The 13,420-nt window shown below is 68.8% G+C and carries 13 protein-coding genes; 8 read left to right on the top strand and 5 right to left on the bottom strand.

What is annotated here, in order from left to right:
* Positions 1 to 95: 95 nt before the first annotated feature.
* Complete coding sequence (locus tag HUV60_RS22380) at positions 96 to 449, bottom strand: hypothetical protein (RefSeq protein WP_257849023.1); 354 nt, start codon at positions 447 to 449, stop codon at positions 96 to 98.
* A gap of 181 nt (positions 450 to 630) precedes the next feature.
* On the opposite strand from HUV60_RS22380, the gene HUV60_RS22375 reads away from it, so the two are divergent.
* Positions 631 to 1,431, top strand: a complete 801-nt coding sequence (locus tag HUV60_RS22375; protein ID WP_443047540.1) for an HARBI1 family protein — start codon at positions 631 to 633, stop codon at positions 1,429 to 1,431.
* Positions 1,432 to 1,639: 208 nt separating this feature from the next.
* On the opposite strand, the gene HUV60_RS22370 is transcribed toward HUV60_RS22375, so the two are convergent.
* From HUV60_RS22370 to HUV60_RS22360, 3 genes are all read right to left on the bottom strand, one after another.
* Complete coding sequence (locus HUV60_RS22370; RefSeq protein WP_257849019.1) at positions 1,640 to 2,386, bottom strand: class I SAM-dependent methyltransferase; 747 nt, start codon at positions 2,384 to 2,386, stop codon at positions 1,640 to 1,642.
* Positions 2,383 to 3,855, bottom strand: a complete 1,473-nt coding sequence (locus tag HUV60_RS22365; protein WP_257849018.1) for an asparagine synthase-related protein — start codon at positions 3,853 to 3,855, stop codon at positions 2,383 to 2,385. The genes HUV60_RS22370 and HUV60_RS22365 overlap by 4 nt, the downstream gene beginning before the upstream one ends.
* Before the next feature lie 473 nt (positions 3,856 to 4,328).
* Positions 4,329 to 4,556, bottom strand: a complete 228-nt coding sequence (locus HUV60_RS22360; RefSeq protein WP_257849016.1) for a hypothetical protein — start codon at positions 4,554 to 4,556, stop codon at positions 4,329 to 4,331.
* A gap of 149 nt (positions 4,557 to 4,705) precedes the next feature.
* Between HUV60_RS22360 and HUV60_RS22355 the strand changes: the two genes are divergently transcribed.
* Entirely contained in the window at positions 4,706 to 6,046 is a 1,341-nt protein-coding gene (locus HUV60_RS22355) for a tetratricopeptide repeat protein (RefSeq protein WP_257849014.1), read from the top strand.
* 503 nt (positions 6,047 to 6,549) lie between these two features.
* Here the strand turns inward: HUV60_RS22355 and HUV60_RS22350 are convergent.
* Entirely contained in the window at positions 6,550 to 7,419 is an 870-nt protein-coding gene (locus tag HUV60_RS22350; RefSeq protein ID WP_257849013.1) for a winged helix-turn-helix domain-containing protein, read from the bottom strand.
* 178 nt (positions 7,420 to 7,597) lie between these two features.
* On the opposite strand from HUV60_RS22350, the gene HUV60_RS22345 reads away from it, so the two are divergent.
* The 6 genes from HUV60_RS22345 (at position 7,598) to HUV60_RS22320 (ending at position 13,297) form a co-directional block, all read left to right on the top strand.
* A complete protein-coding gene (locus HUV60_RS22345) occupies positions 7,598 to 7,951 on the top strand; it encodes an SCO3933 family regulatory protein (RefSeq protein ID WP_257849012.1) in 354 nt (117 codons plus the stop codon).
* Positions 7,948 to 9,378: a cell division protein FtsK gene (locus tag HUV60_RS22340; protein WP_257849011.1), complete on the top strand. Its 1,431-nt coding sequence runs from the start codon at positions 7,948 to 7,950 to the stop codon at positions 9,376 to 9,378. Before HUV60_RS22345 ends, HUV60_RS22340 begins: the two co-directional genes overlap by 4 nt.
* 36 nt (positions 9,379 to 9,414) lie before the next feature.
* On the top strand, positions 9,415 to 10,170 hold the full coding sequence (locus HUV60_RS22335) for a DUF2637 domain-containing protein (protein WP_257849010.1): 756 nt from the start codon (positions 9,415 to 9,417) through the stop codon (positions 10,168 to 10,170).
* 150 nt (positions 10,171 to 10,320) lie between these two features.
* Positions 10,321 to 11,766, top strand: coding sequence for a zinc finger-like domain-containing protein (locus HUV60_RS22330; protein ID WP_257849009.1), 1,446 nt, complete (start codon positions 10,321 to 10,323; stop codon positions 11,764 to 11,766).
* Positions 11,766 to 11,990, top strand: coding sequence for a helix-turn-helix domain-containing protein (locus tag HUV60_RS22325; RefSeq protein WP_257849008.1), 225 nt, complete (start codon positions 11,766 to 11,768; stop codon positions 11,988 to 11,990). Before HUV60_RS22330 ends, HUV60_RS22325 begins: the two co-directional genes overlap by 1 nt.
* Positions 11,990 to 13,297, top strand: coding sequence for a tyrosine-type recombinase/integrase (locus tag HUV60_RS22320; RefSeq protein ID WP_257849007.1), 1,308 nt, complete (start codon positions 11,990 to 11,992; stop codon positions 13,295 to 13,297). The genes HUV60_RS22325 and HUV60_RS22320 overlap by 1 nt, the downstream gene beginning before the upstream one ends.
* Positions 13,298 to 13,420: the final 123 nt, after the last annotated feature.

Below are 13,420 nucleotides of genomic sequence, written 5' to 3'. Positions count from 1 at the left end.
CGTTAGCGTGCGAGCTGAGAGTCCCGACAGGCCGTCGGCATCCCAGGATGGATCTTCGGTGCGAGGTAGGAATGTAAACGAGATCACTTCGTCCCCTAGTACATAAACTTCGGCATCGCGGTGACGAAGTTCCCTGCACCATCAACGGCTATTCTCATGCCGTTCTGGCCCATCGCACCGACTTCCACATCGCCGAAATCGTAGTCGATGTAATATCCGCCGCGAGGGTCGGACTTAGACCTAGGAACTTGCGTCCCGTTCTTGATCGCCTCATCCACCATCCCTCGGAATCGGGTCTTGTCGATGCCATCGGCAAATACATTCTCCACCTTTCCGGCCTTATGGTAGGCCCCTCCAGGTGAATGCTGGTCCCAAGCGTGGTCAAACTGGCGGGTTCCTACAATGCAGTTTGCATTGTGGACCAGTACCGGAGTCTTACCCGCCAGCACATAGTGAGGTCTTCTCGGCAACGTGACGGTTGCGGTGCGTGACCGCGTGCGGGGTGAGCCGGACCGCGTCGAGTGCCCCGCTGTCAGATATGGGTGAAGCCCCTGGTAGGAACAGGTCTGCGAAAATCAAGTTCCGTACGGCCAGAGGCTTCACACGTTGACCAGTATCACCTACACCGCCGTGCTCGATGTCGGCAGGGAGACCGCCGAGACCCTGGCCCGGCTCCAGCGCGAGCACCGCGACCGGCTCGGCACCCGCAAGAACACCCGCGCCCTGAGCGTCTTCAAGCAGGGGATCCTCGTCCTGCGGTGGTTCGTCGACGGAACCCGGCTGGCCCAACTCGCCCGGGACAGCCGGATCTCGGTGCCGACCGCCTACCGCTATCTCCACGAGGGGCTGACCGTGCTCGCCGACCACGCCCCGGACCTGGCCACCGCACTGGAGCGGGCGGCGGCCGCCGGGTACACCCACCTCAACCTGGACGGCACTGCCATCCGCACCGACCGCGTCGCCGCCCCCGGTCCCAACGGGGCAGATCTCTGGTGGTCCGGGAAGCACAAGCATCATGGCGGGAATGTGCAGGTCATCTCCGCCCCGGACGGCTGGCCGCTCTGGGTGTCCCCGGTCCGCCCCGGCCGCGAGCACGACACCACCTGCGCGCGCACCCACGGCCTGATCGGCGCGCTGAACCGGCTCGCCGCCACTCTGGACATCCCGACTCTGACCGATCTCGGCTACGAGAACGCCGGCGACGGCTTCCGCCACCCGGCCAAGAAGCCGCAGGGCGGCGAACTCGACCTCGAACAGCAGACGTTCAACAAGGTGATCCGTGGCATCCACGGCGTCGCCGAGCGCGCGAATGCCCTGCTCAAAGTCACGTTCAAGGCTCTGCGCCGGGTCAGCCTCGACCCTGGCAGCATCACCCGGATCGCCCGAGCCGCCCTCGTCCTGCTCCAGATGGAACACGGCCGCACCACCTGAACGAAGATCACAAACCGTCACGAGACGTTACCGAGAAGGGTTCAGTACGTGTGCTACGCGGCACCCCTCTACCTGCTTCTTCGCAGGTCAGCGCAGGTTTTGTGTTCCGCTGGTGTCCGTGGTTGTGCGGGGAGATCCGTCGGTGTTGCCGTCGCTACTGCCGTCAGGAGTCGGGCGGCGGTGCTGGTGCCATTTCTCGCTCCGCCGGTCACCGCGGAGTTGGTCGGGCCACCGTGTATGCGGTGGGGCCAGTAAGCCCTGTCCCTGTGCCGTCGAGCATGTCCAGGACCTCGAAGCCGGCGGCCTCCGCATAGCGTTCGAGTTCCTGGGGGAACAGGACACGTCTGCGGATCTCGTCTCGGGCCTCGTCGCCCGAGGGGAGCATCCAGTGCCGGTGCATGGTGTTGATCTGGGTCCGCAAGTCCCACGTGTGGCGGATGGTGACGGTCGCGGATCCCGTCGGGGTGTCGACCGTGGCGGTGGTCGGCTCGGTCTGGGTGATCGGGGCGACGGGGGAACACAGCACGAGCAGCGCTCCTGGCCGGGCGTGGGCGGCGAAGGTGGCGAAGACCTGGCTGATCGCCTCGTTGTCGTGCACGTAGGCGAGGCTGTTGCCCATGCAGGTCACCACGTCCATGCGGCTGCCGAGTCGTGCGGTGCGCATGTCGCCGGTGCGGATGTCCAGCTCGGGCCGGGCTTGGTGGGCGTAGTCGACCATGCCGGGCTGGAGGTCCACGCCGATGCACTTGAAGCGCTTGGCGAGGATCTCCAGGTCGCGGCCGGTACCGCATCCGAAGTCGACCAGGGTCCGGGCGTCCGGCCTGTGCAGCTCGATCAGGGTCTGGCACATTTCGACGCTCGTGCTGTCGGACTGGACCACGTCGTAGAGTGCCGGATCGCGGTACAGGAGGTTGGTGGCTTCCACTTGCTCGGCTTCCGTGTCGGGGCTGGTCACATGAGGCTTCGCAGTCCGACCTCCAGGGCGAGCACATCGCACAGCAGGTTGGGGACGACCGGCGCAGCGTCGGCGTCCCTCCGCGCCTTGGCGAGAGCCTTCCCATCAACGTAGCCGAGGTCCACCAGGATGGACTCTTTCAGCATGTCATCCAGTACGGGCAAACCGTAGGAACGCAGGCCCCTTTCCAGAACGGCCAGGAAGTTCTCCGGTTCGGCCGGCGCGGCCACCCACTCGGGTACCCCGGCCCCTCTGATCCGGTCGCGGAACAGCGCCTTGCCGCGCTTGTGCTCGCGCGGTAGTTGCTCCATAAACCGCACGATCCGTGGGTGCACGAGCGGGCTCACTGGCCAGATTCCGGCCCGGAGGAATCCGGGGTTGTGCATCCCGAACGCCATCAGGGTCGGTACGGGCAGTGCCGGGATGGGCGCCAGATGCTCGTTCACCTCGGCGAGTGCTCGGGCTGCCTTGATTCCGAGCCACGGTACGGGTTCGGGTGTCGGCAGTTCGGCCTGTGTCCTGGAGTGGTGGGTGTTGATCTCGTCGCCGCCGCTGCCCGTGAACATCACCTCGCACCGCCGGGCGGCTGCCTGCTCGCGCACGACGTCGAACGCCTCCTGGTAGAAGGCTCCCGCCGGATCGTGCGGCTTGCACAAATCGCGCACGCCTCCGGGGCAGAAGGGTGGGTGCTGCATGGCGGGGGTGGCCGTGTCCCGGAAGCCGCAGTGCTCCACAAGGGCCTGACGCCGCTCGCTCTGTTGCCTGCCGGTGCTTCCTCCCACCAGCAGGCCGAAGCTGTACACCTCGGGGAAGCGGGCCGCCTTGATGGCCAGAGCGACGTTCCCGGAGTCCGCGCCGCCCGACAGTTCGACGCCCGCGCATCCGGTTGCCGTCGGCGTCTGGCGGATTACGTCGGTCAGCAACTCGTCCAGAGCGGCGAGTGGATCAACGCCGGGACGCAGCGTACGTGGCTCAAGTACGTGTTCGGCGGGGTCGGGGTAGTGGATGCTGAGTCCCGAAGGGGTGAACGTGGCCGCTGCCCGTTCGGTGAGGCGGTAGACGCCTTGGAAGAGCGTCTCAAACGTGTAGCGGTGCTGCCTCGTCAGCATGCGGGCGACGACGCGCGCCACCAGACGGTCGGCTCGGAGATGCGGTCGCAGCAGTGTCAGGTCCCACGAAGCGTGCAGTTCGCCGGCCTTCTCTGTCAGATAGAGCGGGGCTGTACCGAAGACACCCGCCGTCAGGCGGGCTTGTCCGGGCTCCATGGTGAGTGCGACGAAGTCGGCCTCGTCCCGCTTGCACTCCTTCACACGGACCCGTACGCGCGGCGCTTGGTCGTCGTTGACCTCCATGACCAGAGTGGACACGTTCGCGGGCTCGATCCAGCTCTCGCCGTTGATCCAACGACAGCCCTGTGATCTCCACTTGGGCTCCTGGAGATCGGCCAGGCGCAGACGCATCGACAGCATGTAGTCCCCTTCCGATGTCGTGCAGCGGGGCGGGGCCGCGAACGGCCCCGCCCCGCCTGGCGTCAGCCCTGGATCACTTGCTGCAGTGGTCGCCGTTGTTGTCGCCGCCGCCCGGCATCTTGTCGAGCAGCGCGGCCTCGACGGCCGGGACGCCGGTGATCAGGTCGCCGGTGAACAGTTCGTCCACGTTCATCGTTTTCTCCCTTACGGTTTTCAGTGGACTCCGCGGCGGATGCTGCGGAGTTGGACCCGTCCGGCTGCCGGACCCTTGCGAAGAAGGCAGTCGGGCGGGGTGCCCACCGCTTCCGGCGGCGGGCCCTCCCTCGTCACAGGTGGGGAGCCTGGATGCGTGACGGGGAGGAGTCAGGTGGGGGTGGATGCGGCGGCGACGCCCAGGACGAAGCCGACCGATCCCGAGATGGTGATGATCAGGAGTGGTCCGGCGTAGCGGCCGACGGCTGCGGCCAGCCGGTTCACAGCCGCTCTCCGCGGCTGCGCTGGTTGGCCTCGCGTACTGCGGCGCTCAGCTTCTCCGCGCCGTACTCGGGCGTGGCACTGCGATGCTGCGAGCAGAGACACGGCGAGAGCCGGTTCGAACCCGGCGGCAGGTCCGCGCCCTCGTAGGTGTCGATCCTCAACACCCCGTCCATGCCCCGCTCCTCGGTCATCCGGGCCAGACGGGCCCGTGCTTCGCTTCTCATCCCTCAGCCCTTCAGACGACGGCTGCGGCGAGGTCTCGCCGTTCCCTGCTGCCTCTACGCAACCGCACGACCACGCTCAGCGGTACCGTTGCCGCAGCGTCAGGACTTGAAAGCCTTGAAAGTTCGCAAGGTCACGGGGAGTTGAGGGCATGGCCAAGCGTGAACCGAACGTGGCGCTCGGACGCCTGCTCGCCGAGAGCCGTTGGACTCACCGTCAGTTCGCGCGGGCGGTGAACCGCGTCGGTACGGAGACCGGAATCCCTCTGCGTTACGACGAGTCGGCGGTGAGCCACTGGCTCGGCGGCACCGTCCCGCGCGGTGCGGTGCGCGCATGCATCCTCGAAGCCCTCTCCCGCCACCTCGGCCGCCCCGTCACCCATGCCGAGGCCGGGCTGCCCGTTCCACGCGATCGCTCCTCCGCGGCTGCGGATACCGTGGAAGGGGTGATCGACCTGGGGAGGCTGGATATGGACCCGTCCCGCCGCAGTGTCCTGGGTGCCGGCCTGTTCTCCGTGGCCGTCACCATTCCCGGCTGGCCTGATGTGGTCGGGCGTGCCGACGCCGTCCAGTCCGGCCGCACGAGTCGCATCGGTATGAACGAAGTGGACATGGTCATCGCCATGACCGAGCGTGTTTCGGATCTGGACGACGAGTTCGGCGGTCGTCACGCACGCCCCATGGCGGCCTCGTTCATGGTCAACACCGTGGCCTCCTACCTGCGCGCAGACGCACCCGAGGACGTACGCAAGGCGATGCTGTCCGCCGCCTCGGACCTGCTCTACTTGACCGGCTACATGGCCGTGGACGAAGGTCTGCACGGTCTCGCACAGCGCTACTACGTCAAAGCCCTGGAACTGGCAGGCGCTGCCGAGGACCACCTGACGTACTGCACTACCCTGCGGGGCATGAGCGTCCAGGCAGTCGACCTCCGCCACGGGGCGAAGGCCATGGAGCTGGCCGACGCCGCTGCCGCCGCCTCCCCGAAAGCCGGGCCCCGGATGCTGGCCTTCCTCGTCGGCCAGCAGGCACACGCCGCCGCGCAGACCGGCGACCGTACGGGCGCGCTGCGCTACATCCGGGAGGCCGAGGCAGCCATGGACCGCGCCGAGTCACGCGGCAAGGCGTTCGGCTCCTACGACCCTTCTTCGCTCAACTACCACGTCAGCCAGGTGCGTTACGAACTCGGTGACAAGGCCGGAGCCGTCGAAGCCATGCAGCAAGCGGACCGGCTCCGCCCCAGCGTGTACCAGCGCACACGAGTACACCGTCGTGGCCTGTTGGCAGAGCGGCAGTTGGAACTCGGCCACCTGGAAGCGGCCTGCGTCACCTGGCACCAGGCCCTCGACGACTACCCCAAGGTGCAGTCCGGCCGCGCCGACGAGCGCGTGAAGGCGATGTTCGGTCTCCTGCGCCCTCATCTGAAGAACGCGACGGCGCTCGACCTGTACGACCGAGCACGGACGATCGCACCGCCGTCGCTGGTCGCCTGATCCCCGTCGCACCTTCAACCTCAGTCACAGAAAGTCAGCCACGACGGCGGGTGCGCCGAGAGATCACCCGCCACGTGTGCTTCCAGCAACCCCGCACCGGCCTCAACCACGCTTCTTCGTTCCGTTACGGCATCCGCCCTGCTCCTGCGTGGCCCTGTGGCAGCGGGCTGGGCTGCTCGATCTGTGGCCTCGCCTGTGACCGCACGCCGACGACGATCGCGGCTTTCGGCTGCCGCGGCCTGACGTGGTGCTGTGCGGCGTTCGGCAGAGTCGGCCTGGCGGCGCAGCTACGGGCCGATGCTGTTGCTTCCGGCACCGGGGTGGGCTCGCTTGCGCCACTGCGCGCCGAGTGGCCGGTGGGCGTCGCCAGCGGGGCGGCAGACAGGAGCGGGCGGCGGTCACCGGCCGCCGGCGCGCGGCGGCCCGCGCCAGCGGGACGCCCTTCTTGATCAAGTAAGGAAACTCTGAACAGCTCACCACTGGTCGATCCGTCAGACTCTGGATCAGGGGCGCTGCTGTCGGCGCTTCCTCGACTCGGCCAGTGCAGTCTCCAGCTTCTGGCTCGGCGACACGTCTGATTCGGTGTCGTCGTCGTGAAGGGGTGGCAGGAACAGGCCGCGTCGGCTCTTCTCGCGTTTGACCTTCCGGCGCTCGTTGAAGACTCGCTGGTGTTCCTCGCGGATCGTGACCCATCGTCGGTCCAGGTCCGCTTCCCGTTCCAGCAGTTCGTCATCGGTGAGGTCGGCGAACTCGGCGGCAGCCGCGCGGGCCTCGCGGGCGATTTCGTCTCGCAGCAGGTAGTTCGTGATCGGCCCGTGGTGCTTGCCTGGTTCCGGGGCCTGGCGCACGAAGACACCGCGCCCCTTGACCGCGTACACGAGTCCGGCCTGCTTGAGATGCCGGTAGGCGTTCTGGGCGGTGGAGTTGGCGACCTTGAAACGCTCCTGGATCTCACGGGCCGGGGGGAGCTGGGAGCCCGGAGGGTAGGTCCCTTCCGTGATCTCACGGCGGAGGATGTCCGCTACCTGGGCGTATGGAGGGCGACCGTCTTCGTTGCGGATGACGTCGAGCGGCCAGTCCGGGCCCTCGGACTCGGCGTCGCCGTGGTCGTCGTCATCTGGGCCGGTGCTCTGGCCGACGGAGGCGCTGACGTAGCTGCCTCGGCCGAGCTGGGAGTAGACGAGCCCTTCTTGCTTGAGCACCCGCAGGGCGTTCTGGACGGTGGAGCTGGAGACGCCGAACCGCTCCCGCAGCACGTTGGCCGAGGGCAGGCGCTCGCCGGGGCGAAACTCGCCGTTCAGGATCGCGTCTCGCAGCGCCTCGGCGGCCTGGAGGTACGGCGGCCGGGAGTCCTCGTCCAAGGGCAGAGTCATGGCCCCACGGTATCGCCGGCAAGCCTTAGCGCTAAAGGCACATCCGCGCGTTTCCCACCTGACCGCCTACCGACCTGATCGAGTTCACAATCTAATCGACCTTGCAAGATGAGCGATCATCTCCTTATGCTCCTTGCGAGCCGATCAAGCGGCTCCATCGATCAAGGGATGTGATGGCATGGCCATGTCTCGAATCCGGGTTGCCCTGCTGCCGTCGGCGGTGTGCATCGCGGGCACCGAGCCGGTGCTGAAGATCAAGGACCAGCAGACCGGGGAGGTCGCCACCGACCGGGAGACCGGCGAGTCGCTGTACACGGTGACCGTGATGCTCATGGAGGATGGCCGGGCCGAGGTCCTGAAGATCACGGTTCCGGACTCGGGCCTGGCGGCCGGGCTGAAGCCGGGCGTGATGGTGCAGCCGGTGGAGCTGTTTGCGACCCCGTGGGCGCGGATCTTCAACGGTCAGCTCTCCGACGGCGTCGCCTACCGTGCCAGCCGCCTGGAGCTGGTCACGGCGGAGTCGGCCCAGTGACCGGTCTCGACGCGGGGAGCCTGACCGGTCACGCGCTGCAGGTGCTGCTGGTCGCGGCCGTGCTGGTCAGCGTGTGGCTGCTGTGGACGGTGGTGCGCTACGTGCGGGCCGACCGGGGCACGCGGGTCAGCATGCGGCAGGCCGTCCGGGTCCGCTGGGGCTGGGTGCGGCTCGCGCGGATGGCCGGGCTGACGGTCACCGACAAGACCCCGGGCCTGCTGGCGCAGATCACCGCACAGAAGGACGGCCCCGCCCCCGCGCCGCGAGTGCTGACTCCGAAGATCAAGGTCACGCCGGACCGGTTCGGCGTGATCGTCCGAGCCCGCACCCTGCCACGGGTCGGGCTGGAGGAGTACCAGAAGGCGGCGCGGTTCCTGGCCGACGCCTGGCGGTGCACGCGGGTCTCCGTTCTGCCGGACGGCCCCGGCAAGGTGGTGATCCGGGGCGTGCGCTCCGACCCGCTGACCACACCTACCGAGCACCGCCCCAGCGGCCGCCCGCCCACGGATCTGACGCGCTGGGAGCTGGGCGTGGACGAGTACGCCGCCCGGGTGTGCGTGTCCCTGGCCAACGTGCCCGGCGTGACCATGGCCGGCGTCCCAGGCGCGGGCAAGACCTCGGGGGTCAACAAGTTCGTGTGCGACTTCGCGCCGTCGGCGGCCGTGCAGATCGCGACGGCGGACGGGAAGGTGTCGCGGGCCTCGGAGGGCGATTACGCCGACCTCGTCAAGCGGATGTTCGCGTTCTGCGGTGACGACCTGAACGAAGCGAACGCCTTGTTCAAGCGCCTGGTGGAGCTGCGCAAGCGGCGTTCGTCGACCATCCGTGACGTGCTCGGCGTGAAGAACATGTGGCACGTCGGCCCCTCGCCACAGTGGCCTCTCACGGTCCTGATCATCGACGAGGCGCACACGTTCTTCCGTGAGTACAAGGGCAGCGACGCCGAGACGAAACGTTTGGCCGCGCTGACGGCGGAGAACGCCCGCCTGGTGGAGGACCTGGTCAAGAAGGGTCGCAGCGTCGGCATCCTGGTGATCCTGATCAGCCAGAAGACCACCGGCGACGCGATTCCGACCTTCATCCGCGACGTGTGCCCGATCGGGCTGTCCTTCGCACAGAAGACCGTGGAAGCCGCGGTGGCCGCACTCGGCGAGGACATCCGCAACTGGCCCGACGCCAGCCCGGTCACCTTGCAGGACCCCGCCTACGTCGGCGTCGCGGTGATGGCGATGCAGGGCCGCCCCGGCTACACCCGCATCCGCACCCCCTATGTCTCGGACGCCGACGCGGCCCGCGTCGCCGAGGACACCTCGCACCTGACCGCCGATCCCGACCTCCTCCTGGACGCCCTCCTTGACACCACCGGCGGCCGGACGACGCCCGACACCGGCGAGTCGGAGAACACCCCTGCTCCTCTCACCAAGTAGCCCCGAACACCCCGGACCCGGAAGGAGGTTGAGTACATGGCGGAGGAACGGTTCACCCGGCGCACCGTGACCGTGGTCATGGCGGTCATCGCGGCCCTGGCCTTCATCTTGTCCTTCGGCAACGTCTGGGCGCTCGCTCTGCGCCTCGGCGTCCCGCCCCCGATCGCGCCGTTGATCGCCCCCATGGTGGACCTGTCCGTCGTCGGGCTCCTGGTCGCGCTGCGGTTCCTGGCCCTGCGCGGCGTCCCCAAGGCGGAGCTGAAGGCCGGCACCCGGCTACTGCACCTGTGCGGCCTGCTCACCCTCGCCCTGAACACCGCCGAACCCCTGCTGACCGGACGCTACGGCCGGGCCTGCCTGGACACCGTCGCCCCGCTCCTGCTGCTTGGCTGGGGCCACGTCGGCCCCGCCTTCCTCGCCCAGTTCCACACCCACACCCGCTCTATCCCGCACCTGGAGGCCGCACCCACCCTCATCTCCGTGTCGGTGCCCGCCGAAGCGCCCGCCCCGGAATCGAAACCTGCGACGCCCGTCCCGGTCGTCGTCGACTCCCCGGCCGAGGAATCGCAGCCCGCTGCGACTCCGGCCCCGGCCGCCACTCCGCCCGTCGCTGTCGCCAAAACGGCCCAGCCCTCCTCTGGCCCGGCCCTGCCTGCCGCCCTGCTGGACGCGGCCCGGCGCATCGCGGACACCCACCGTGCCGAGCACGGAACCCCGATCACCGCTGCCCATCTGGGAACGCGCATGGGTGTCGCCCTGCCAGTGGCCACGGCCGCGCTCGCTCAGCTCTGAGCCGCACCGGCCCTCACCAGCCGCATCCCTCGCTGACCCCACGCCCGCCATGGGCCTGGTTCGTCATGCCCCGAGCAGCACCGACACGCCTTCCTGCCTGGCTGGTTGCTGCTCGGGGCCACCCACCCGAACAGAAGGGACACGCCCCGAATGGTCACCCTGGACCTGCGCCACGTGGCAAGCCCCGCCGTGCGGGACCTGCTCCACCTCGTCAACCACCCCGACTTCGACCGCGCACAGCAGCAGATCGAACGCCTCGGCGGCTGCACCGAACCCGTCCGCCTGACCGGCCACACCGCCACCGTCGACACCACGACCGGCGAGGTACTGCGCTCCTGCACCTCCTCCGACGAACCTGCGGGCAGTCTGCTCGCCGCGTGCGGCAACCGCCGCGCCTCTCGCTGCCCGGCCTGCTCCCGCCTCTACGCCGCCGACACCTACCACCTCATCCGCGCCGGCCTGTCCGGCGGCAAGACCGTCCCCGAAACCGTCCGCACCCACCCCCGCGTCTTCGTCACCCTCACCCCGCCGTCCTACGGCCCCGTCCACAACCGCCCCACCACCCCCGGCGGCAACATCCGCCCCTGCCGCTGCCGCAAGCTCCACGAACCCACGGACGTCCTGCTCGGTACGCCTCTCAATCCGGCGACGTACGACTACGCGGGCGCGGTCCTCTTCAACGCCCACGCCTCCGCCCTGTGGGCCCGCTTCGCGATCTACCTGCGCCGCGAGATCGCCGCCCGACTCGGCATGACCCAGAAGACCGCCCGCACGGTCCTGCGGGTCTCCTTCGCCAAGGTCGCCGAGTACCAGCAGCGCGGCCTGGTCCACTTCCACGCCGTCATCCGGCTCGACGGCCCGGACGGCACCAGCCAGCCCCCACCGCCGTACGCCACCGTCGCAGTGCTCACCGACGCCGTCCGTGCCGCTGCCGCACGGGTCCGCGTCGCAATCGAGTCAGATGCGGTCGGGGAACGCGAACTCGCCTGGGGCGAACAGCTCGACGTACGCGAGATCGCCGCCTTCGGTGCTGACGCCGAGTTCACCGACCAGGCCGTGGCCGCCTACGTGGCGAAGTACGCCACCAAATCCGCCGACGCCTCCGGCGCCCTCGACCGCTCTCTCTTCTGCCGCCCCTGCCAGGGACGCGGCGCCACTCTTCTGCCCCACGGAACCCCGCTCCCGTGCACCGCCTGCGACGGCACCGGACAGGCCCGCCCACTGCCACGGCTCGCAGTCGCCCGGCACGTGCGGCAGATGATCCGCACCTGCTGGGAGCTGGGCAAGCTGCCAGAGTTCGCCGCCCTCAAGCTCTGGAAGTGGGCACACATGCTCGGCTTCCGGGGCCACTTCTCCACCAAGTCCCGCCGCTACTCCACCACCCTGGGCGCGCTGCGCGCCGCCCGCCGCGCCTGGCGCACCGAACAGGCCCGCGTCCACGCCGGCCTGCCCGAGCCCGATCCGGACACCACCCTCGTCGTCGGCCACTGGGCCTACCTCGGCTCGGGCTATAGCCCCGGCGCCGCGCTCCTGGCTGCCGCCGTCTGGCATCGCAGGGAGCTGGAACGCCGGTTCATCGCCGAAGGGGGCTGCTGATGACCTCGCCCCCGCCCACTGTCCTCCACCCGGAGACAGAGCCAGCACTGGACCTGCTGACGGTGCCCCAGGTCATGGCCCGCCTCCAACTCGGCCGCTCCGCCGTCTACGACCTGCTCCGCACCCGCCAGCTCGCCTCGATCACCCTCGGCCGCGCCCGCCGCATCCCCGCCCACGCGCTGACCGACTTCATCCGCACCCGCCTCGAACAGGAAGCCGCCTGATGACCACGCCCCGCGACAACCCCGTCTCCCGCCGTACCCGAGCCAACGGCGACGGCACCATCTACCAGCGCAAAGACGGCCGCTGGGAAGCCGCCGGATACGTCCTCGCCCCCGGCAACACCCACAAGCGCGTCCGCGTCTACGGCACCACCCGCAAGGAAGCCCTGGCCAAGCTCACCGAGAAGATCGCCGCCAGCAACCGCGGCCTCCCCATCCCCTCCGCGCAGGGCAGCCTGGCCGCATACCTGACGTACTGGCTGGAGAACGTCGCCATCCACCACCTGCGCGAGAACACCCACACCCGCTACACCACCTGCGTCAACCGCTACCTCATCCCCGGCCTCGGCAAAAGGAAGCTCACCAAGCTCACCGCCAAGGACGTCCGCACCTGGCTCAACCACCTGCGCACCACCTGCCAGTGCTGCACGCGCGGCATCGATGCCCGGCGTGATGAGCCCCGCTGCTGCGCCGCTGGCCAGTGCTGCCACAAGCTGCTCTCCCCGCTGACGCTCACCTACATCCACTCGGTGCTCAAGTCCGCCCTGGAGCACGCCGTACGTGAGGAAGAGATCCCGCGCAACGTCGCCCGCAACGTCCGCACTGGTTCGCCCCGGCCCCGACGCTTCGAACCCCTCACCAACGACGAAGCCCGACGACTCCTCACCACGCCCCGGAGTCATCGGCTGCACGCGCTGTTCGAACTCGCTCTCCACACCGGACTCCGCAAGGGCGAACTCCTCGGCCTGCGCTGGGAAGACCTCGACCTCGATCGGGGCACCGCTGCCGTCCGCCGCACCTTGCAGCGCACCAGCACCGGCGGACTCACCACTTTGCCCACCAAGACCCGGGCCTCCGAGCGCCGCATCGCCCTCCCCGCCCGCTGCCTCCAGTCGCTGAAGGTCCACCGTGAGCAGCAGCACCGCGACCGTGACGCGGCAGGTACCGAGTGGCAGCACAGCGGGCACGTGTTCACCACTGCGCAGGGCGGATCGATCGACCCGACCAACCTCACCCGCGCCTTCAACACGCTCCTCCGCAAGGCCGGCCTCCGCCGCATCCGCTTCCACGACCTCCGCCATTCGACGGCCACCCTCCTCCTGGAGCAGGGCGTCGAACTCGTCGTGATCAAGGAACTCCTCGGCCACGCCCACATCGGCGTCACCGCCACCGTCTACGCCCACGTCCGACTCCGCCTCCAGCGCGACGCCATCGACACCCTCAGCAGCGCGCTCGACGGGCCGACAGTCGCCAAGACGGTCAGTGCCGACGGCGACGAACCGCCGCCCTGCGCCGCCCTCGTCCGCTGACGTTGCCGTCAACTACTGCCGTCACCCATCGTAGAAACCCCGCCAGGACACACCTGACGGGGCTTCAGATTTGTGCAAGCGTACTGCCGTACGGGGCTCAGCGCCTGGGCCGGATCGACTCCG

Origin of the sequence: Streptomyces sp. KMM 9044, from assembly GCF_024701375.2 — a bacterium.
Classification (GTDB): domain Bacteria; phylum Actinomycetota; class Actinomycetes; order Streptomycetales; family Streptomycetaceae; genus Streptomyces.
This window is presented reverse-complemented; position numbering and strand designations above follow the sequence as displayed.

What these genes read in the sequence shown, in the direction of transcription:
- HUV60_RS22365 (WP_257849018.1), bottom strand. Translation starts at nt 3,855, where the DNA reads ATGCTGTCGATGCGTCTGCGCCTGGCCGATCTCCAGGAGCCCAAGTGG.
- HUV60_RS22330 (WP_257849009.1), top strand. Translation starts at nt 10,321, where the DNA reads ATGGTCACCCTGGACCTGCGCCACGTGGCAAGCCCCGCCGTGCGGGAC.
- HUV60_RS22345 (WP_257849012.1), top strand. Translation starts at nt 7,598, where the DNA reads ATGGCCATGTCTCGAATCCGGGTTGCCCTGCTGCCGTCGGCGGTGTGC.
- HUV60_RS22325 (WP_257849008.1), top strand. Translation starts at nt 11,766, where the DNA reads ATGACCTCGCCCCCGCCCACTGTCCTCCACCCGGAGACAGAGCCAGCA.
- HUV60_RS22320 (WP_257849007.1), top strand. Translation starts at nt 11,990, where the DNA reads ATGACCACGCCCCGCGACAACCCCGTCTCCCGCCGTACCCGAGCCAAC.
- HUV60_RS22350 (WP_257849013.1), bottom strand. Translation starts at nt 7,419, where the DNA reads ATGACTCTGCCCTTGGACGAGGACTCCCGGCCGCCGTACCTCCAGGCC.
- HUV60_RS22360 (WP_257849016.1), bottom strand. Translation starts at nt 4,556, where the DNA reads ATGAGAAGCGAAGCACGGGCCCGTCTGGCCCGGATGACCGAGGAGCGG.
- HUV60_RS22355 (WP_257849014.1), top strand. Translation starts at nt 4,706, where the DNA reads ATGGCCAAGCGTGAACCGAACGTGGCGCTCGGACGCCTGCTCGCCGAG.
- HUV60_RS22335 (WP_257849010.1), top strand. Translation starts at nt 9,415, where the DNA reads ATGGCGGAGGAACGGTTCACCCGGCGCACCGTGACCGTGGTCATGGCG.